The organism is Sorangium sp. So ce367 (assembly GCF_051520455.1).
Classification (GTDB): Bacteria; Myxococcota_A; Polyangia; order Polyangiales; family Polyangiaceae; genus Sorangium; species Sorangium cellulosum_B.
Genome location: NZ_CP150334.1, coordinates 12,411,092 through 12,431,295 on the forward strand (window position 1 = coordinate 12,411,092; position 20,204 = coordinate 12,431,295).

General features: G+C 70.3%; 16 protein-coding genes. 7 read left to right on the plus strand and 9 right to left on the minus strand.

The window, feature by feature from the left end; genetic code table 11:
- Nucleotides 1–45: 45 nt before the first annotated feature.
- The gene (locus WME97_RS46980) at nucleotides 46–1,866 is read right to left on the minus strand and encodes a hypothetical protein (protein ID WP_437547611.1); all 1,821 of its coding nucleotides are present in this window, start codon (nucleotides 1,864–1,866) and stop codon (nucleotides 46–48) included.
- 280 nt (nucleotides 1,867–2,146) lie between these two features.
- Between WME97_RS46980 and WME97_RS46985 the strand changes: the two genes are divergently transcribed.
- Entirely contained in the window at nucleotides 2,147–2,425 is a 279-nt protein-coding gene (locus WME97_RS46985; protein ID WP_437547612.1) for a hypothetical protein, read from the plus strand.
- A gap of 360 nt (nucleotides 2,426–2,785) precedes the next feature.
- Here the strand turns inward: WME97_RS46985 and WME97_RS46990 are convergent, their stop codons facing one another.
- The 4 genes from WME97_RS46990 to WME97_RS47005 form a co-directional block, all read right to left on the minus strand.
- The gene (locus WME97_RS46990; RefSeq protein ID WP_437547613.1) at nucleotides 2,786–4,876 is read right to left on the minus strand and encodes an FG-GAP-like repeat-containing protein; all 2,091 of its coding nucleotides are present in this window, start codon (nucleotides 4,874–4,876) and stop codon (nucleotides 2,786–2,788) included.
- 698 nt (nucleotides 4,877–5,574) lie between these two features.
- Complete coding sequence (locus WME97_RS46995) at nucleotides 5,575–6,912, minus strand: SLC13 family permease (RefSeq protein ID WP_437547614.1); 1,338 nt, start codon at nucleotides 6,910–6,912, stop codon at nucleotides 5,575–5,577.
- Nucleotides 6,909–7,631: a hypothetical protein gene (locus WME97_RS47000; RefSeq protein ID WP_437547615.1), complete on the minus strand. Its 723-nt coding sequence runs from the start codon at nucleotides 7,629–7,631 to the stop codon at nucleotides 6,909–6,911. Before WME97_RS47000 ends, WME97_RS46995 begins: the two co-directional genes overlap by 4 nt.
- Nucleotides 7,631–8,146: a hypothetical protein gene (locus WME97_RS47005; protein WP_437547616.1), complete on the minus strand. Its 516-nt coding sequence runs from the start codon at nucleotides 8,144–8,146 to the stop codon at nucleotides 7,631–7,633. Before WME97_RS47005 ends, WME97_RS47000 begins: the two co-directional genes overlap by 1 nt.
- 320 nt (nucleotides 8,147–8,466) lie before the next feature.
- Between WME97_RS47005 and WME97_RS47010 the strand changes: the two genes are divergently transcribed.
- The gene (locus WME97_RS47010) at nucleotides 8,467–9,549 is read left to right on the plus strand and encodes a formylglycine-generating enzyme family protein (RefSeq protein ID WP_437547617.1); all 1,083 of its coding nucleotides are present in this window, start codon (nucleotides 8,467–8,469) and stop codon (nucleotides 9,547–9,549) included.
- Between the two features lie 107 nt (nucleotides 9,550–9,656).
- Here the strand turns inward: WME97_RS47010 and WME97_RS47015 are convergent, their stop codons facing one another.
- Nucleotides 9,657–10,529 (minus strand): NAD(P)-dependent oxidoreductase, encoded by an 873-nt coding sequence (locus WME97_RS47015; RefSeq protein ID WP_437547618.1) that lies wholly within the window; start codon nucleotides 10,527–10,529, stop codon nucleotides 9,657–9,659.
- Nucleotides 10,530–10,709: 180 nt separating this feature from the next.
- Here WME97_RS47015 and WME97_RS47020 point away from each other — a divergent pair, with 180 nt between their 5' ends.
- Together WME97_RS47020 and WME97_RS47025 are read left to right on the plus strand one after the other, a co-directional pair.
- Nucleotides 10,710–11,555, plus strand: coding sequence for a helix-turn-helix domain-containing protein (locus WME97_RS47020; RefSeq protein WP_437547619.1), 846 nt, complete (start codon nucleotides 10,710–10,712; stop codon nucleotides 11,553–11,555).
- A 207-nt stretch (nucleotides 11,556–11,762) separates the two neighbouring features.
- The gene (locus WME97_RS47025) at nucleotides 11,763–13,493 is read left to right on the plus strand and encodes a helix-hairpin-helix domain-containing protein (protein ID WP_437547620.1); all 1,731 of its coding nucleotides are present in this window, start codon (nucleotides 11,763–11,765) and stop codon (nucleotides 13,491–13,493) included.
- Nucleotides 13,494–13,499: 6 nt separating this feature from the next.
- Here the strand turns inward: WME97_RS47025 and WME97_RS47030 are convergent, their stop codons facing one another.
- Complete coding sequence (locus tag WME97_RS47030; RefSeq protein ID WP_437547621.1) at nucleotides 13,500–14,366, minus strand: SDR family NAD(P)-dependent oxidoreductase; 867 nt, start codon at nucleotides 14,364–14,366, stop codon at nucleotides 13,500–13,502.
- 221 nt (nucleotides 14,367–14,587) lie between these two features.
- Between WME97_RS47030 and WME97_RS47035 the strand changes: the two genes are divergently transcribed.
- Nucleotides 14,588–15,982 (plus strand): pyridoxal-phosphate dependent enzyme, encoded by a 1,395-nt coding sequence (locus WME97_RS47035; protein WP_437547622.1) that lies wholly within the window; start codon nucleotides 14,588–14,590, stop codon nucleotides 15,980–15,982.
- Between the two features lie 67 nt (nucleotides 15,983–16,049).
- A complete protein-coding gene (locus WME97_RS47040) occupies nucleotides 16,050–16,928 on the plus strand; it encodes a cyclase family protein (protein ID WP_437547623.1) in 879 nt (292 codons plus the stop codon).
- A 124-nt stretch (nucleotides 16,929–17,052) separates the two neighbouring features.
- Here WME97_RS47040 and WME97_RS47045 read toward each other — a convergent pair whose 3' ends face one another.
- A complete protein-coding gene (locus WME97_RS47045; RefSeq protein WP_437547624.1) occupies nucleotides 17,053–17,820 on the minus strand; it encodes a hypothetical protein in 768 nt (255 codons plus the stop codon).
- 182 nt (nucleotides 17,821–18,002) lie between these two features.
- Entirely contained in the window at nucleotides 18,003–18,272 is a 270-nt protein-coding gene (locus WME97_RS47050) for a hypothetical protein (protein ID WP_437547625.1), read from the minus strand.
- Nucleotides 18,273–18,673: 401 nt separating this feature from the next.
- Between WME97_RS47050 and WME97_RS47055 the strand changes: the two genes are divergently transcribed.
- On the plus strand, nucleotides 18,674–20,140 hold the full coding sequence (locus tag WME97_RS47055) for a hypothetical protein (RefSeq protein ID WP_437547626.1): 1,467 nt from the start codon (nucleotides 18,674–18,676) through the stop codon (nucleotides 20,138–20,140).
- Nucleotides 20,141–20,204 lie beyond the last annotated feature (64 nt).

Consider the following 20,204-nt stretch of genomic DNA (forward strand, 5'->3'; position numbering starts at 1 on the left):
AGTCTCCGCCACCTCGAGGGCGACCGCCCGCGCGTGCTCAGCCGGTCACTGGCGCGGGCGGCGCCCGAGCGGGCGCGCATCGGGGGCCGAGCCCCCCTGCGCCGGGCCGCTCTCGTCCGCCCCCTGGAGCGCCATGCTCCCAGGCTTGAAGAAGATGCTCCTGAGCTTGCCCGCGAGCTGGTCGAAGGCGCGGAGCGCCATCACCTCGTAGACCCGGTCATCGGGAGGCGCGCTCGCGAGGTTGGCCCCCAGCCCTGCCGTGCTCGTGTACTCCACGGTGAACTCGTCCGGGGGCATCACCTTCAGCTTGAAGTCGAACGCGTCGCGCACTCCGGGGATCCGCATGGTCCCGTCGAAATCGACCAGGATGCCGACGAACGCTCGTTCGCTGCGCTCGCCCGAGTACATGGTGCCGGACGAGCCGACATCGTAATGGATGTAGATCGTCGGAACGCTCGGATCGACCCTGGCTGCGCCGGCGTTGTCGGTCAGGCGCTCACCCTGCTTGAGCTCGAGGATGTCCGTCGGGAAGACCCGCTTGAAGCCGGCCGCCAGGTTGTTCACGATGGCCGCCTCGCGAGGGAGGGAGTGCGCGACATCGAAATGCTTCGCGACGGGCGCCACGCCCGCGCCCCGCGGGCGGAGGGCCTGCGCCTTCTGCTGCAAGACCGCATCCAGCTTCGCGAGCATGTCGGTGGAGGGCGGGTCGAAGCGGACCTCGACGGTCGACCGCTCGCTCTTCTCCAGATACGAGATCAGCTTCTCCATGAAGCTCAGCATGACCGGGTCCGATGTCGAGGCTTGCGCTCGAAAGTCGGCCAGCGTCTTCGAGAAGAGCTCATGGACCGCGGCGCGCGTCTCTCCCTCCACCACCGATCCCGGGTACTTCTTGAGGACGGCGCGCAGCGCGGTGACGCTGCCCTCGCGCTTTGCTTCCGTGAGCGCGGCCCGGGGGAGCAAGCTGTTCTTCACTTCATCGAGGTGCCTGCGGCCTGAATGGATATAGCCCTCGTAGGCGAACTCGCTCCCTACCTCCTTGGCGGTACGGAACATCGCCTCGTCGCTCAGGAGGTTGCGCACGTACCACAAGGGCAGCGCCAGGATCACGGCCACCAGCGTCGAGGCGCCCGCGATGAAGCCGGGGTGGAGGAACGACGGCATCGTGCCCACACGCGGCGCGTGGCCGCCCGCTGCGTGCGGTGGATCGACGGCCACGAGCCTGTCCCAGGCGTCGTCGCGCCGGACCTCGAAGAACGGATCCAGCGCGATGAGCTGCTGCACGTCCCTCGACGCGAACGCGGCCCCGAGCGCCTGCCGGGACCACTCGAGCTCACCGACCTTGGCCTGGACCTCTGCCTGCGAACGGACGACGAACGACTGGCTGACGTTCCCCTGGAAGCTGAAGGTGATGAGCGAGTGGGAGTAGACCCCATTCGTGTGGTGGTGTACCGCGCCGACGTTCACGAGATCCGACATCGGGATCATCGTCAGCCTGGGCCCCGTCGCGTCGACGTAGTCCGCCGGCAAGAGATACCGGCCCGCCCTGAACGGGAGGGTCGACTTGAACCTGAGCCGCTTGATGGCCATCAGGGTCGACACGAAGAGCAGGAAGAGGCTGCCGGCGTAGCCGAGAAGGTGCCCCGTGCCCTGAACGCCTGACCAAAGCGATCCGAAATGATTGCAGACGAGCACCAGGGTCACGGCGGCGGCGGCCAGCGCGAGGAAGCTCCACCCGAGGATCCCAGCGCCTGCGCTCGTCGGCGCGGAGAGGATCGGCCTGGGCGGGCCCTGACCCTCGAGGCACCGAACGAGCCGATCGCGGACGGGATCGGGCAGCGCATTGAACATGACATGTCGTACAGGCATGGCACCCCCAGGCAATCAGGAGACGCTATCATCGGCCCTGCGTGCGCAGCAATCGCGATGTGGAAAATTACGCTCTGGCGAGCCGCGTCTGGCAGCGTGGTCCGAGGCCCTGCGCATCAGTGGCGTTCACGCACGCTGGCCGCGGCGGCGCGAACCTCGGCGCTTCGCGCCCGCCGCCGGGGATCTCGACACGCTTCGCGGTCGATCGACATCGCAGATCGTCCTCGCTCCGTCATCGTGCTCGATCGAGACGATGCCCGACTCGCCAGAGCGAGCCTGAATGGGTAGAGTCGCGGCCGCGATGGGGCGCGTCACCTGGGGCGTTATCGAGACGATCGAGCGGCACGAGCTCGCCTCGCTCGCCGTCTTCCCGCTCCTCCAGGAGCGGCTGTTCCTCTGTCATGGCGCGGGGAAGAGCGTCGACCCGGAGAAGCACCTGCTCTTCGATCTCCCCATGCCTCTCGCCTTCGAGCCCTACATCGAGCTCATCACCGCGTCGACGGAGGAGGAGCGCCGCGCGTTGCAGCGGCGATACGTCGCCGCGATGCCTCGCGCGTGATGGCCGGACCGGACACGTGTTTTGTTGGAGGAACGAATTTGCGGCGGCGAACCGTCGAGATCCGTCGCTTCTTCCGGAATTTGGGGGCACCAAACCACCGATCGCCTTCTCGGTGCAGGGCACGGCGCTAGTCCTGCGGCTTGAACGCGTTCAGGTTGAAGTAGAACGTGCCGCAGAACTCGGCGGGCCCGACCTCCTCGGCGGCGCCGCCGCGCGCCAGAGCCTGCTCGACGAGCCGGTGGGCCGGCGGCGCATCCGCTTACGGCACGATGGCGCAGGACTCGCGCCACCGCCGGCGCACCGACTCGACCGCACGAGATGGACCGGTTTGTCGTCCTCGCCGGACAGGGGATCGAGCGATCACTCCATCCGCACCTTCGCCACGTTCAGCGTGCCGTTGGTCTCGTTGCACACGATATCGGAGCCGAACTGCCCGTCGGCATTGCCGACGTGAACGTCCTTGATCGTGGCGCCGGTGCACCAGCCGTCGAGGTCGCCGCGCCACTCGGCCGTCCAGAACTGGCCGGTGGTGTTCGAGAGATCGATCTCGGTCTTCCCCGACACACCATCGCGGCACATGAGGTCGCTCCGGCCGTCGTTGTTGAAGTCGCCGACGTGGAGCGTGGCGTTCGAGCCCGTGCAGAAGTTGCGCGTGGCGAGGCTCCAATCGCTGCTCCAGAACTGGCCGCTCGTGTTCGCCAGGTCGACGGCCATGGCGCCGTTGGTCTGGTTGCAGAGCGCATCATCACGGCCATCGCCGTTGAAGTCGCCCACGTAGAGCTTCTTGCCGGTCCCGTTGCAGAAGTCGCGACCCGAGAGGGACCAGTCGGAGGACCAAAACTCGCCGCTCGTGTTGGCGAGATCGACGAACATGTCGCCATCGTCCTGGTTGCAGAGCAGATCGTCGCGGCCATCGCCGTTGAAATCGCCGACGTAGAGGTGCTCGTCCGCGGCGCGGCAGAAGTTGCGAGCCGAGAGGGACCAGTCGGAGCCCAAGAACTGGCCGCTCGTGTTGGCGAGATCGACGAACATGTCGCCGTCGTCCTGGTTGCAGAGCAGATCGTCGCGGCCATCGCCGTTGAAATCGCCGACGTACAGGCGCTCGTCCGCGGCGCGGCAGAAGTTGCGAGCCGAGAGGGACCAGTCGGAGGACCAAAACTCGCCGCTCGTGTTGGCGAGATCGACGAACATATCGCCGTCGTCCTGGTTGCAGAGCAGATCCATGCGGCCATCGCCGTTGAAGTCGCCCGAGTAGAGGTGCTCGTCCGCGGCGCGGCAGAAGTTACGCGCGGTCGACCAGGTGCCAGGGACGAGGCCGAGGCGGGGGCGGGCGGTGATGAGCGGCTTCGTGTATCCGGTCGGCAGCGTGCCCACGCGCTCGATGAACTGCGTCGTGATGGGCGGCTCGCGGTTCAGGAACGACCAGATCATGTGGGCCTGGGAATCGGAGATGTGCCGCCGACTGCATACGTTGACCGACTGGTAATCCATGACGTTCAACCCGACGACGCCGTCCGGATACAGGCGCGCCACGCCGTCGATCTCCGGGTCACCCGGGACGAAGGTATCTCCTGCGAGCGTACAGCTCACGTCGCAGACCGTGGTGTCCTCGTAGGTGCACGATGGACCGATCAACGCGAGGCTGCTCTCGAAGGGCGTCGCCGCGGCCTTGCTGCCGAAGAAGACCGGACCACTCGTCGTGGACCTGAACATGAGATCGTAGCGATCGGCCTTCTTCCAGGTGAGGCCCGTGTCGGGATCCTGGCCGTTTGCCGTCTGGAACACGTGGGCCAGCCCCACATAATGCCCGAGCTCGTGCGCCAGAGACGCGTCGTCCAGGCTCCCCGGAACCATCATGGCGATCCTCCCGACGTGCGGGAAGTCGGCCGCGTTCATGTTGTCGGGGTGTCTTCCGTTGATGACCACGACGATCTCGTCATCGGGCGCGTAGGTCGCGGCTGTCGCGTGCCACCAGTCGTTCTTGAACGAGGCCCCGGCCGGCGTCGTGCCTTTCACGGTCGTGTCGGGCCAGGCGTTCGCCGGGACCTCCGGGAAGGCGGCCATGATCGTGCTCTTCACATCCGCCCACGTCTGCGCCGAGGTCTCGGCGCACCAGAGGGCCGGGGCTTCCACGCGCGTGAAGCTCCGCAGGTAGAACTCCACGCCGGCCGCGGCGTAGATCTCGTTGGCGATCGCGATGCCCTGCTGCAAGCGCGTATCATTCAGTTCGCCGTTATGCCCGGAGCACGTCGTGCCGCAGAGCGGGGCCGGCCTCGTATTGCAATCGCTATCGGCCTGGGCAATGGCGCGAATCGGGATCCGCCGTCGATCGAGGGACGACATGAGCGCCTGTCCGGCGCTCTTGGTCTCGATCGTGGGATCGAGCGCGGGCTCGTCGTCCTCGTTCACGCCGATGCAGGCCCCGATCATGAGCATGAGCGGCATCATCATCCAAGTGCTTCTCAATCGCATTTTCTTCTCTCCAAGACAAAGAGGCCCACCCGCGTCGATTCGCGGTCAGGCGCATCGTGATGCCGAGCCCGAGAGCTCGACGCTGCTAGGTCCGCTTGGAGCGGTCAACGCACGCCGTGTGCCAGGGGCAGAGGGCGCTCGATGTCTCGAGATGTCGCGTTCCACGCGCCGGCAGAATCAGTCGCCCGCCGTGAAAGGCGGCTCATTTCTCTGTGACATGTCACGGACTGCAACGTCGCATGTCACGGATCGCCGCGTGACATGTCACGAATCGCGGCGTGACATGTCACGAATCGCAGCGTGCATGATCCACGCGTGCATCGCGCATCGGTCGATGGGCGCACGCCGAAAGCGAAGCCGCGGCGCCCCCTGGTCGAGGGTGGAGCCCTGGTCGTCCACCGGCGTAGATGGGCCACGACCTACCGGAGGTGCACGTCCACCGGGAGACGAGTGCGACTCATCTTTTTTGTGGAGGCACGTCCACCGGGAGACGGGGCGACCCGTGTTTTGTTGGGGGCATGTCCAGCGGGAGACGGGTGCGACCCGTCTTCCTGCTGGAGGGGGAGTCAGCGGGAGATGGACGCGACCCGTCTTCAGGCTCCAGGCGCCCCCACCCGGACGCGGGTGCGACCCATCTCCCGTAAGGGTGAGTCAGCTCCTGCCCCCGGCGGGCGCCTTCATCGGGCCGCCCAGATGGCGAGGAGCGCGTACGCGATCGCCACGGCCTGGATGATCGCGAAGCTCAGGAGCCCGGTCGGCAGGAAATCGAAGAAGCCGAACCGGATGGGCCTGCCGTCGACGTCCCGCAGGTCGGCCCGCTCGGTGAGCGCCTGCGCGAGCGGGCCCGACGTCGCGGCGGTCAGGAAGAGCGAGCTGCCCGCGCAGACGGACAGGGCGAGGCCGACATACACGGCGGGCGCGGGCAGCCGCTCGGCGAGCGACTCGGCCACGTCGAGCAGCGCCGCCATGCTGGGGCCCGCCGAGAACAGCCCGGTGAGCACGCCGGCGAGGACGAGGAACGCGACGAGCTGCAGCGACGGGGCGACCGGGAGTTGCGCCAGCGAGCGCGAGACCTCCTCGAACAGGCCGGTGCGCCGCACCGCCGCGACCATCACGAAGAGCGAGAGCAGGAAGAGCACCGCCTCGATGTCGAGCCCCGTCCGCGCGAGCCGCTCGCCGAGCCTGCGCGACGCGAGCAGCGCCGCGCCGGTGCCGAGCCAGCACACGAGCTCGGGGCCGACGCCGAGCTCCGCGGGCAGGAACAGCCACGCGACCACCATCGCGCCGAGCGACGCCGCCGCCGGCACGAGGAGGCGCCGGTCGGCCCGCACCCGCCGGTGCAGCGCCTCCATGGCCGCGCGCGTGAGCCGCGCCGAGACCGGATCGCGCGGAACACCCGCGGCCGGGCGCACCACGGCGCGCACGACGAGGAGCAGCACGGCGAGCGCGCAGAGCGTCGCCGGGGCGGCGCGCGAGAGGTAGCCCCCGAACGTCATGCTGCCCCGGCCGAGCAGCAGGATGGCCGGGAAATCGCCGATCGGCGTGGCGGCCCCGCCGAGGTTGCACGCGACGAGCAGCAGGCCGAGCAGCCAGGAGACGTACCGCTGGCGCGTGCCCATCAACTTGAGCAGCACGTGCAGCACCGGCAGGACGAGCACGAGCGCCGTGAGGTTGTTGACGACGCCGCTCACGACGTACATCGCGATCGAGAACACAAGGAGGACGCGGAAGGGCTCGGCGCCGCTCAGCCGCGTCGCCGCGACGGCGAGGCGGTCGAAGAGCCGCGAGGCGGCGAAGAGCTGGGACAGGAGCCCCAGCGTCACGAGGATGACGAGCACGTCCCACGGCACCTCGGCGAGCAGGAGCGGCGTGGTCGCGACCCCGAGCAGCGTCGACGCGAGGCAGGCGAGGCCCGCGCCGCCCGTCACGATGAGCACGCGGCGCGACGGCAGGAGCGCCTGGAGCAGCAGCGTGCCGAGCAGGACGGCGAAGAGCGCGGCCTGGGGGGCCGTCACGTCGCCTCGATCGCCGGCGCGAGCGCGCGCGGCTCGCCCGCGCCGGCGGCGGCGACCTCGGGCGCGGGGCCGCGCGGGGCCGGCCCGACGAGGCACGAGAAATCGGCCGAGCTCGTCTCGACCATCCAGCGCGGGTACACCGTCATGGGCCGGCCGAGGATGTCCCAGCCGATCAGCGAGCGGAACTGGGTCCGCACGTCGGGGCCCGAGACGCGCAGCCACGAGGGGCTCACGTGCGCCGCGTGCCCGTCGGTGCCGTAGACGAACGTGAGCAGCGCGCTCCTCCGCCCGGCCCAGCGGTGGAGCTCGGACAGACCCACCGGCGCGATGAGCCCGTCGTAGTTCGCGAGCACACGGCCGAAGTCCGTGTCGAGCCCGCCCGCGTCGGTGACGAGGCCCGCCTCGACGCCGGAGAGCCGCGGCACGAGCGCGTCGAGGCAGTCGGCCTCCAGCCCCACGACGAGCAACCGGGTCACGCCGCGGAGCGCGTCGAGGACGCCTGCCAGGTCGAGCGGCGCCTCGGCGCCGCCGGAGAGCCACTGCTCGGCGACGAAGTCGAGGACGGGGAACTCGCGCCCGAGCTGGTCGCGGGCCTCGCGCGCGAGCGGGGCGCCGCCTTCGCCCATCAGCTCGCGCAGGAACAGCCGCGCCGCCGAGCGCATGCCGAGCTCGGCGGCCACCATCCGGAACGCCTGTCCGAGCGCCGGCGGCAGCGCCATCAGGCCGGCTCCGCCCCGGCGCGGGCGCGCTCGGCGCGCGCGAAGAGGGCGTCGAGCAGGCAGACCATCGCGGCGTTGGCGAGCGCGTGGTGCGGCGGCCCGTCGGTGAGGCAGTCGACGAGCGCCGCGAGCTCCGGCGAGCCCTTCGGGGCGAGGCGCGTCAGCGGCGCGAGCGGGATGGCCAGCGGGTAGTCGTGCTCGCTGCCGCGCGCGAGGTGCGGCGGCAGGCGGATCGGGACGGGCAGCGACTCGCCGCTCGGCGCGTTGCCCGCCGGCGGGCCGAGCTCCTCGAGCAGCAGACCGAGCAGGCAGACCAGCGTGTAGCTCGCGCCGCGGTGATGGACCGGGCCCTCCCCGACGATGCACCGGACGACGAAGGCGCGCTCCTCCGCGTCGGGCATCCAGGGGGCGAGCAGCGCATCGAGCCTCGCGGGGCGGATGAACGCGGACACCACGGACGAGGGCAATGAAGGGTAGCGATGGCCGGGGTCGCGAGGCGGTCGGTGCGGAGGCATGAGGGGACTCCAGCGTAGCGGCTCGCAAGGGCCTGGATCCAGGCCTGATCTCGCGCTCCAGCGGCACCGTGCGGACGCGCGCGCCAGCTCCGGCGATGCAGCGCGGCGCCCCGCGGCTGGCGACCGCGAACGGGCCCGTTGTTCGACCGGTCCAGTCGACGGTTGCGACCTTCAAGGGCTCTGACGGCATCGCAGGAAGCCAGGAAAGCGCGGAGGAGGAGCTCGCTGGTTCCCGTGCGCCTGGGCGCCCGAGCCGCCTCGCGCTGGCCTTCCGCCGTCTCGCACAACCAGAGCGGCGGCGCTCGCACCTAAGCGCTCAAATGGCCACTCGACCGCCTCGACAGCCGCTCTCGACCCTCCTCGCCCTCTGCACGCTCGCGGCGATCCTGGGATCCAGCCACGCGTACAGCGGTGGCGTTGCGGAGCAGGACGCGAATGCTTCCGTTCACGCAGGGCGCGACCGCGCGCAGGCGCCTCCGCCGAGCTGCGCGGGCGGCACACCCGGCGCCGACAACCGCTGTGGCCTCGGCCACGACGACGACTGCTGCGCCAGCTTGCCCGTGCCCGGCGGGACGTTCAACCGGCTCAACGACCTCCGGTATCCGGCGACCGTGAGCAGCTTCCACCTCGACAAGTACATGGTCACGGTCGGGCGGTTTCGCCGCTACCTGGAAGAGACCGGCGGCCCGACGCAGCTGAGCCCGCCGCCGGCTGGCGCAGGGGCGCACCCCAAGATCCCGGACAGCGGGTGGGACCCGGCCTGGAACACCATGCTCCCGGCGACCACGGCCGCGATGAAGCAAGCGCTCGTCTGCGATCCTTACGGCTGGCCGACGTGGACCGACGCTCCGGCCGTGAACGAGGACAAACCCATCGTGTGCGCGACATGGCTCGAGCTGTTCGCGTTCTGCGCGTGGGACGGCGGGCGCCTGCCGACCCAGGCCGAGATGAACTACGCGGCTGCAGGCGGCGACGAGCAGCGGCTGTATCCGTGGGGCTCTTCTCCCATCACCTCCGAGGACGCGGCCTTCTGCTGCCAGGGCGAAGGCGCGACGTCGCTGCCCTGTGAGGACGCGTTTCCCCCGTGGAGCCTCATCCACTGCACAACGGACGATCTCGCGCCCGTCGGCTCCTTTCCCAGGGGCGCGGGGCGCTGGGGCCAGCTCGATCTCGCCGGCGAGGCCTACAAGGTCACGCGCGACGCCGCCGACGACGACCGCCCGCTCGTGCCGTGCGCCGATTGCTCCCGCCTGGACAACCACGCTGCCCTGCGCGTCACGCACGGCGGGAGCTTCGTCGCCGCCGGATACCGGCAGACGACGACCTACCGCGCACCCTACGAGACCGATGGTCGCCACTATTATGTATCGGCGATGTGCGCGCGCGACCTGCCAGGGCCTTGAGCCCTCCGCGCGGCCCTCGCCGGCAGCGTCGCGGAGGGCTCACGTTCCTATTTCTGATGAGGCGCGCCTCCGGGCTCCTCTGCCCGCGTGCGCACGGATCGCCAGCTTCAAGCGCTCTCGCGAAACACCTTGATGAGCGCGGCGGACGACTCCGCCCCGAAGCCCGCGGCGACTCCCTTCCTGAAGAGCGCCGCGGCGAACGCCGGGAGCTCGGCGTTGATCCTCGCTTCCCGCGCCTGCCGCTGGATGAGCTCGACGGCCTGCGCGCAGATCTCCAGCGTGGCCTCCGAGGCCTCGTACGCTCCGGACTGGATGGAGTCCGCGTCGTGCTTGACCATCCCACCGATCGCCGGAGCGACGACGGCGGCCATGGCCCCGAAGTCGGCCACGCGGATCCCTTCGGCCTCGCAGATACGGGCACCGTGGTAGAAGCCGAGCAGCCCCGCGAACAGGTGCGACAGGAACGCCAGGTCCATGGCCGCCGCCCAGCCGACCTTCTCGCCGAGGTAGCTCACGGTCCCGGCCGTGCTCTCGAGCAGCGGCTTGCTCTTCTCGTAAGCCGAGCCCGAGCCCGAGACGAGGATGCTGCTCTCCGGCTTCCCCATCTGGCTCGGGGTGGCCAGGATGGCGCCGTCGAGGTAGTCGATGCCGCGCTGCTTCGCCCACGCTTCGAGGGTACGCGCGTCCTCGGGGCTACCCGTGCTGAGCTGGACGAGCACCTTGCCGGCGAGAGAGGAGACCACGTCGCGCCCCTCCAGCACGCCGTACGTCGCGCGGTAGTCGGTGATGCAGGTGATCACGATCTCGCTTGCCTGCGCCGCTGCGGCCGCGCTCGGGGCCAGCACCGCTCCCTCCGCGACGAGCGGCGCGGCCTTCGCGATCGAGCGGTTCCAGACGGTGACGCGGGCGCCGCCGCGGAGCAATCCCCGAGCGAGCGCGGTGCCCATGAGACCCAGACCGATGACCGTGACTTCACGCATGTGAGCTCCTTCGTTTACGGCCCGTCTGCCGGTGACGGGCGCGCCTTCATGGCCGCCAAGGTGGGGGCCTGCGACCCGGGCCGTCGCGCACGATCGGACGCCCGGAGAGCACGTTCGGACGGCGGTGAGCGCGGAGCCGCCCCGTGGCGCGCCGCTCGGCGGCGGTGGATACTGGCGGGGATGCAGGTCATCGGACAGACCCGAGCCCCCCTCCAACTGGAGCCGTCCACGGGCGCGCCGCGCCCCTACGTCGGGGTCCATGTCGGCGTTCACTCGACCCAGCCTGGCGTGATCGCGCTCGAGGCGTCGCAGGATCATCGGGTGAAGATCCATGCGGGCGCGCCGGTACGCGGGGCCTGCCGCGCCGATCGGTTCGTCTACACGCGCGGCGACGTGGACCTGATCCCCGCCGGAGCCTCGGACGTCTGGCAGGAGGACGACGCGGGCACCTCGCTCATCCTGGCGCTGTCCCCTTCGCTGCTGCGCCGGGTCGCAGCGGACATGGGGCTCGACCCCGACAAAGCCGGCCTGGAGCCGCGCCACCAGATCAAGGACCCGCAGATCGAGCACATCGCCTGGGCGCTCGACGCCGAGCGCAGGGCCGGCGATCCGACAGGGCTTCTCTACAGGGAGAGCCTTGGCGTCGCGCTCGCCGCGCACCTGCTCGGCCGTTACAAGGCGCCGGGCCGCGTGCGGCGAGGGCTGTCTGCGCCGCAGCTGCGGCGCGTGACGGCGTACATCGAGGAGCACCTCGATCACGACCTGTCGCTCGATCGGCTGGCCGGCGTCGCCGGGGTCAGCGCGTCCCACCTCAAGACGCTGTTCAAGCGGTCGACCGGCGTGCCGGTGCACGAGTACGTGATCCAGCGCCGGGTGGAGCGCGCGAAGGCGCTGCTCCTGCGCGGCGACCTGCCCGCCAGCCAGGTGGCGATCGCGGCCGGGTTCTCGCACCAGAGCCACATGGCGAGGTGCATGCGCCGCGTCCTCGGCGTGACGCCGGCAAAGGTGGCAGCCGGCGCGCGCTGAACGGACCCTCTCGGCGTTCCCGGTCGATGCCTGTCGCGACTGTGGGAGGTTCCGTCGGGGCGGCTGCTCGCCTTCTGCTCGCCGGTCCTCCCAACCGGGCGCGGCCGCTGACGCCTCCGCTGGTGGCGCTGTGGCAAACTGCCCCGCTGCACGGGGCCTTGCGGCATGAACTCCTGCGGCCCGCGAGTGCTAGAGTTGCCGTCATCCATGCTCGACAAGCTCGACATCGCCCGCGCCCTCCGCGAGACGGGCACGCTCCTCCAGATCAAGGGGGAGAACCCGTTCAGAGCGCGCGCTTACGAGACGGGGGCCGAGGCGCTGGAGCAGCTCACGGACGACCTCGGCGGGCTCGTCAGGAGCAAGAAGCTCACCGGCATCAAGGGCATCGGCCCGGCGCTCGCCGCCCAGATCGCCGAGCTCTACCAGACGGGGCGCTCCGGGCAGCTCGAGGAGCTCCGCGCCGAGCTGCCCAGCGGCGTGCTGGAGCTCGCCCAGGTGCCAGGCATGAGCCTCAAGCGGATGAAGGCGCTCCACGAGGCGCTCGGCATCGGCAGCGTGGAGGAGCTGAAGAGGGCCTGTCTCGCCGGGAAGGTCCGTGCGGTGAAGGGCTTCGGGGCGAAGACCGAGGCGAGCCTTCTCGAGGGGATAGCCCTCCACGAGGCGCGCGACGAGCGCGTCCTGCTCGTCGACGCGCTCGAGGCGGCCGAGCCGCTCCTCGCCCACGTGCGCGGCTGCGAGGCGACCGAGCAGGCCGATCTCGCGGGCTCGATCCGGCGCTGGGAAGAGACGGTGACGGGCATCGACCTCGTGGCCGCGGCGGACGACGCCGCGCAGGTGATCGACTGCTTCGTCCGGTCCCCGCGGGTCGCCGAGGTCGAGGAGCGCGGCGACGCGCGTTGCAGGGTGAGGCTTTCGGGCGGCCTGCGCGGCGAGCTCCTCTGCGTGCCGCCCCGGGACTACGCGGCCGCGCTTCACCACCGGACGGGGGCGCCCGAGTACCTGTCGGCGCTCGGCGCGCTCGCGCGCGAGCTGGGGCTCACGCTCGACGAGAGAGGGCTCTCGCGGGGCAAGAAGCGCCTCTCCGTGAAGACGGAAGAGGACCTCTACGAGCACATCGGCGTCCCGTACATCGCGCCCGAGCTCCGCGAGAGCGCGGAGGACATCGTCGCTGCCATCGAGCGCGCCGCGCGGGCGGGCCGCGAGGGCGAGCTCGTCGAGGAGGGCGATATCCAGGGGATGGTGCACTGCCACACGGTGTACTCGGACGGCAAGAACACGATCGAGGAGATGGCCCTGGAGGCCGAGGCGATGGGGATGAAATACCTCACCATCACCGATCACTCGCCCGCCGCCCATTACGCGAACGGCGTCGGCCTCGACCGGCTGAAGCATCAGTGGGACGAGATCGCCCGCGTCCAGGAGCGCGTGAGCGTGAAGCTCCTCCGAGGCACCGAGTCGGATATCCTCGAATCGGGGAAGCTCGATTATCCGGACGCGATCCTGGAGCAGCTCGATGTGGTCATCGCGAGCATCCACTCGCGCATGAAGATGGACGCGGACCAGATGACGCGCAGGCTCGTCAGCGCCATGCGGCTGCCGGTCTTCAAGATCTGGGGGCACGCGCTCGGCCGGCTCATCCAGCGGCGCGAGCCGTTCGCGTGCCGCGTCGAGGAGGTGCTCGACGCCGTGGCCGAGTCGAGGGCCGCCATCGAGGTGAACGGGGACCCGTACCGCCTCGACATGGAGCCCCGGTGGATCAAGGAGGCGCGCAAGCGCGGTATCCGCTTCGTCATCTCGACGGACGCGCACTCGACGAGCGCGCTCCACAACCTGCGGTTCGGCGTGGGGACCGCGCGGCGAGGCGGCCTCCGCCGGGGCGAGGTGCTGAACGCGCGCAGCCTGGCGGCGTTCCAGAAGGCCGTCCGGCCCGCCGCCTGACGCTCTCTACGGCGCCGAGCCGCCGGCGTCGGCCTTTCGGATCGACCTCGGCTGGGCGCCGTCCACGTCGGTGAAGCCGTATTCCCTCGCCAGCTCGGCCGCGATCAGGACCTCTCCGCTCTTCTGCATCACGCCCGGATCGGCGGCCAAGGCGGCGACGGCCCTGCCGATGAAGGTGGGGCTCTCGCTGTTCTTGAGCTGCTCGCCGAAGAAGGACGCGTGCTTCATCACGCCCTCTGTCCGCACGAGGCCCGGGTACAGGCTGACGGCCGCGACGCCGTGCGGCCTGAGCTCGTGCGCCATCGCCCTGGCCATGCGGTCACAGGCGGCCTTGGCCGCGCCGTAGGCCACGCCCATGTCGTCCTTCTCGGCGGCGATGAACGAGATGTTCACGATGAGCCCGCGACCCCGCGCGATCATGAGCGGAGCCGAGAGGGCGCTCGCGACGTAGTGGGCCCGCACGCCCGCGGAGAACATCTTGTCCCACCGGGAGAACGGCGCAGCCCAGAACCCGGCTTCCGTCCAGAACTCGGTGCCATCGTGAAAGTGCTCGTATCCACCCCAGACGTTGTTGACGAGCACGTCGAGCCGCCCGTGCTGCTCGGCGCGGATCCGCTCGATGACGGCCTGGGTCTGCTCGTCGTCCCGGTGGTCGCAGCGGACGGCGATCCCGCGCCCGCCGAGCCGCGTCACCTCGTCGGCCGTGCCATCGATGGTGCCGGGCAGCGGGATGACCGCTTCGCCCTCCGCGACCGTCCGCCCGGTCACGTACACCGTGGCCCCGGCCTCGCCGAGCCCGAGCGCGACTCCCTTGCCGACGCCGCGGCTTCCCCCCGTGACGAGCGCCACGGCCCCTGTGAGCGGTCGAGACATGAGAAACTATCTTTACTTTGTCTGGCACGCCCCCGCGCGCGCCCCGCAAGGAGCAGTCCATCCTAGCGGACGTTGTTCCGTTTTCCAAGGCTGCCCGTGTCGACGCGCGTCTGCCCGCGTCGACACGGGCAGACGCGCGCATGCGCGGGTCGACGCGCGTCATGCCCGGTCGAACTCCTCGACAGACGGTGCGCGTCGTGTGACCGTTGAGCTGTATGCCAATGCCCCTGCCGACCCCTGCGCCCGCAGAGAACATCGTCGCTCTCATCGGGCACACCCCGATGATCCAGGTGACTCAGCTCGACGCCGGCCCGTGCGAGCTCTTCCTCAAGATGGAGAGCCAGAACCCGGGCGGCAGCATCAAGGATCGCATCGGCCTGTCGATGATCGAGGCGGCCGAGCGCGCCGGCCAGCTCGGGGGCGAGCGGCGCCATGTGGTCGAGGCGACGGCGGGCAACACCGGGCTCGGCCTGGCGCTCGTCGCGGCGCAGAAGGGCTACCGGCTCACGCTCGTGATCCCGGACAAGATGAGCCAGGAGAAGGTGTTCCACCTGAAGGCGCTCGGCGCGCAGGTGGTGATGACGCGCTCCGACGTCGAGAAGGGCCACCCGAGCTATTACCAGGACCTCGCGGCCCGCATCGCGCGCGAGGAGGGCGCGTTCTACGTGAACCAGTTCGAGAACCCGGCGAACGCGCTCGCCCACGAGACAGGGACCGGCCCCGAGATCGACGCGCAGCTCGATCGACGGATCGACGCGATGGTGTGCGGCGTCGGCTCCGGCGGCACCATGACAGGGCTCTCGCGCTACTTCGCCAGGGCGCAGCCGCGCTGCGAGATGGTGCTCGCCGATCCGGAGGGCTCGGTGCTGGCGGGCTACGTCAAGACCGGCAAGCTCGGCAAGGCGGGCTCATGGCTCGTGGAGGGCATCGGGGAGGACTTCCTCCCTCCCATCCTCGACCTCTCCCATGTCAAGCGCGCTTACACGATCTCCGACCGGGAGAGCCTGGAGACGGCGCGGCTGCTGCTCTCCAGGACGGGCATCCTCGCCGGCTCGTCGTCCGGGACGCTGCTCGCGGCGGCCCTGCGTTATTGCCGCGAGCAGTCGTCGCCGAAGCGCGTCTGTACCCTCGTCTGCGACAGCGGCAACAAGTACCTGTCGAAGATGTACAACGATTTCTGGATGGCCGATCAGGGCTTCACCGACCGCGCGCCGACAGGGGATCTGCGCGACGTGATCACGCGCCGCCACGCCGACAGGGCGGTGGTCACGGTGCAGCGGTCGGACGCGCTCCTCGTGGCCTATGCGAGGATGAAGCTCTACGACGTGTCGCAGCTGCCCGTCCTGGAGGACGGCAAGATCGTCGGGCTGGTGGACGAGTCCGACCTCCTCCTCGCCGCCGTCGACGACGTGACGCGCTTCCGAAAGGCGGTGGAGACGGCGATGACGACGCGGCTCCGCACGGTCGACGTGCGGACGCCGATTCGGGATCTCCTTCCGATGTTCGACGCGGGGCTCGTGCCGATCGTGACCGACGGCGACGAGTTCGTCGGGCTGGTCACCCGCATCGATCTGCTCAACTACCTGCGACGCCGGGTGAAGCTGCACGAGGTCTGAGCCGGCCCGGCGCGAGGGCCCGGCCTCCACCTTGTAGCGGCAGCGGGCTTGTGGTGACATGTGCGCCATGCAAAAGGCGCAGGGGACCGGCGTGGTCAGCTTCTTTCATGCGGGCGTCAGGGGGGCCGCGGCGTACGCGCTGTGCTCGGCGGCGTTCGCCCTCTCGGCGTGCGCGCCCGCTGCGGCGTCGCCGCCCGCCGCGGCGCCGCCGTCCGCGCCCGCGGTCCTCGACATCGCCGCGGCGCGGGTGGTCGATCTGACGCACCCGATCACGCCGGAGATGCCGCTGTATCCTGGCAGCAAGCCGTATGCATCGGAGACGGTCCGCACCGTCGAGAAGGACTCGTACTACCTCAACCGGTTCTCGATGGACGAGCACGCGGGCACGCACGTGGACGCGCCGGCGCACTTCAAGGCCGGAACGCCGACGGTCGAGCAGATCGCGCCGGAGCAGCTCGTGGGGCCGGCGGCGGTCGTGGACGTGACGGCGAAGGTCGCGGCGAGCCCCGACCACCAGGTCACCGTGGACGATCTCCGGGGCTGGGAGGCGCGGCACGGGGCGCTCGGCGCGAGGCACATCGTGCTGATCCGGACGGGGTGGGGGGCCCGCTGGTCCGAGCCGGCGAAGTTCCTGAACCAGGACGCGAAGGGCGTGATGCACTTTCCCGGGGTCTCCGTGGAGGCGAGCCGCTACCTGAGCGAGCGCGGCGTGCGGTGCGTGGGCATCGACACGCTGTCGACCGATCCGGGGCCGAGCCAGACGTTCGATCAGCACAAGGCGTTCCTCGGCGCGGGCGGCTACCACATCGAGAACCTGGCCAACCTGGAGCAGCTCCCCGAGGCCGGGGCGGTCGTGGTGGTGGCGCCGCTCCCGCTCTCGCGCGGCAGCGGCGCGCCCGCCCGGGTGCTGGCGCTGGTGCCGGCCGCCGGCAAGCCGTCGAGGTAGCGCGATGCTGGAGCCGCGTCGCTCTGGTTCGTCGCTGATCGCGTGTTAGGGAGTGCTGAGCTGCCCGGTCCCCATGGACGCTGAACCAGGGACTGAACGGCGCACGAGCTGGAGCCGCGGCGCGCTAGCGAAGAAAGACGGTGATCACACGGGAGGTCGACTCCTGGCTGCCGGTGAGGTTGTTGACGCAGCTCGGGTAGTACATGCCGTTCGTGTTGAGCGCCTCGCAGGAGGCGCACGACCCGCGGATGCTGATCATCCCGCATTGCTGGACGGCCCCGCCGCTAGTGAGGTGACCGGCGGCGCACTCCCGCATAAGCGACCGTACATAGCTGCGATTGGCCTCGTCGTAGCAGGCGTTCAGGTAAGGAGAGGGGACAAACAGATTGCCCCAGAAGGCGCCTTCCAGACGCGTGTAGGCCGTGAGCTCGGGGGTACCGGCCTTGTCGAGGGCCGAGGGAGTGCCCCGCGAGGAGATCGTCACGGAGACGCCGTACCAGTTCGTCCGCGACGCGAGGCACGCCGAGATCCACTGCTGGTTGTATAGGTCGAGCGCCTTGGTGCTCCAGTCCGGAACGAGGCCGATGATTCCCCAGTATACCTCGTTGTGCACCTTGCCCGAGCCATCGAGCCACGAGAAGCTGAACGACTGCGACGGGAGGAACGCACAGCCGACCACATAGTTGAGGAGCTGGCGCGAGAGATCACCCGCCGCCCCCGGATCCCGGATCGCGCTCAGGGCCGCCGAGCTCAATGCATTGGGGTTGAGGGCGTTGGGGTTGAGGGCATTGGGGTTGAGAGCATTGGGGTTGAGGGCGTTGACGAACTCGAGGGCGCTAGGGGCAACTCCTACGGAGCCCTCCTCCTCTTCCTGCGCTGAGATGCAGCCCACCAAAAGCGCGAGCGAAAGCGCTACGAAACCAGCGATGCTGATCCGGGTACATCGTCGTAATGGCGTGGGGCACACCGATGACAACCGCGTCGCCGAGCGCTTCGAACGGCGTTGTCAGGGGAGGGCGTGCACGGGGGGGGCCGAGCGGGCGGTGGTCGAGCTGCTCGGGTCTGCGGCCGGGATCACCCGGGGCCGATCTCGCCCTCGCCGCGCGGGCCCTGCGCCGGAGGCGGCGAGGTTGGTTCCGGGGAAGGCTGCGCGCCCTGCGCCAGCGGCGCGGAGGCCGAGGCCGTCGTGGTGGTCGCGCCGCTCGCGCGCGGCAGCGGCGCGACCGTCCGGGTGCTGGCGCTGGTGCCGGCCTCCGACGAGCCGGCGAGATAGCACGGCACCAGCACCGTTGCGTCAGCGCGGAGGACGTGGCCGAGTTCATCCGAGCATGCGCAGGTCGACATCAACGCACTTACATGGACGTCCAATCCGGAACGGAAGTTGACGGCCGCTGCTTGCGACAGCCTGCAGCACTGCTGGCTGTCCCCAGCAACCGACCCCCCTTCGCGCTTGTGACACCCGGTCGATTCGCACCTTCAGAACCGTTGATTCCACGCTGAAGACGCGCGGTCCTGCAGTGCGTTCCCCGCGGGCCAGGCGCGCAGCGCCGACGGCACGCAGCCTGCTTGGAGGTCAGGACAGCAGGCGCGCAGCGCGGAACCTGATTCCTTTCGGCGCCGGCCGGCGACCACCTCCGCAAATCGCCTCGTGATCACGTCGTGGTCGCGTCGCGGGGAGGTCGTCGGCTCGTCCGAACGACATGGCCCAGCGGCGCGGAGCGTACACCGCAAACACAGGAGTGAGCATGAGAACCATCTCTTCGAAGTGCAGCGTGTTGGCCCTGGTGATTGGCGTCTCGATGGCCCTGGGATGTTCCTCCGGCTCCGGTGGCTCGTCCTCGGACGGCGATCCGCAGACCGGAGACGGCGCGCTCGCGATCGTCAACGGACACGTGACCGACGAGGGCGCCGGGTCTCACGACCACAGCCTCGCCGGCGAGAGCACCGTCGCGAGCACGAAGACGGTCCGCGTCTCTCATCTGCTCGAGAGCGGAGCGCTCGAGTCGCTGGCAGAGACCACGATCGACGCGGCGGGGGCCTTCTCCGCGGAGGTCCCGGTGGACGCAAAGCCGCTCATCGTGCAGGCCCTCGACGGCTCGGGCCAGGTGATCGGCTCCGCGTTCCTCGATGCGGCAGGGAGCGCCGCGGGCGAGATCGCCGTCGCGGCGCCGATCTCGACCGAGAGCTCGGTCGAGGCGCTCGTGCTCATCGATCTCGCGGCCAGCGTCGCGGTGGACGCCACCGTGGCGACGGACGTGCGCGCGCTCGTCGACGCGGAGCTCGCCGCCGCGGTCGCGGCCGCGGCGTCTGCCGGCGCCGAGACCAAGGCGGTCGTGAAGGCGATCGCCGGGGCGACCCTGGGAGCGCACCACGCGGAGCTGCGCGCGCTCGCAGCCGCGGGAGCGAACATCGACGCGGGCGCGCTCGCCAGCGCGGAGCTGGAGGCTGCCCGGACCCTGAACGCGGCGCTGGACAGCGAGGTTCCCGCCGGCGAGGCGACCGCTCAGTTCCTCGCGGAGGTCGACGCCGCGCTGGACGCCGCAGGAGCCGCCGCCGACGTGCGCGCCCAGGCGCAGGCCGCGGCCAGCATGACCTTCCGCGCCGCGCTCAGCGCTGCCCTCGACGCGTCCGCGGACGTAGAGGTGGTCCTCTTCGCCTGCGCCCACGCCGCCGCACAGCTGGAGGCGCGCGCGACCGCGCAGGCGACCACGGAGATCGCCAAGATGAGCGGCGCCGCGCAAGCCACCGTCGACGCGATCGCGGACGCTGGCGCCAAGCTGACGGCAGACGTGGCCGCAGCAGCCAGCGTGGACGCGATCACGACCGCGCGCGCCGACTTCATCGCGAGCCTCTCCGGCGAGGCGCAGGCCGAGGCCGACGGTGCGCTCGGCCTCCTGGTGGGCGCCACGGCCGACGCCGAGGCGGCGCTGCGGACGGTGCTCGATGCCACGGTCGACCTCAACGCGCAGCTCGACGCCGACCTGAAGGCCGCGCTCTCGGCCTACCTCGACGCCGAGGCGGACGCCGGCGCGAGCGCGTCGGCCAGCCTCGACGCCGAGCTGGACGGCATCGTCGAGGCCTACGCGAAGTTTGCGGCAGGGGTCGAGGCGCTCGCGCCGACGCTCACCGCGGCGGCCGCCAGCGACGCGCAGGCGGAGGCGGTGACCCAGGTCCTCTGCTCCGCGCAGGCCATGTTCCGCACGCCGATGTGATCCGAGGTCGCCGCGGCCGGGTTCGACCGTGAACATGGGAGGGCGAACCGGGGAACTCCTCCAC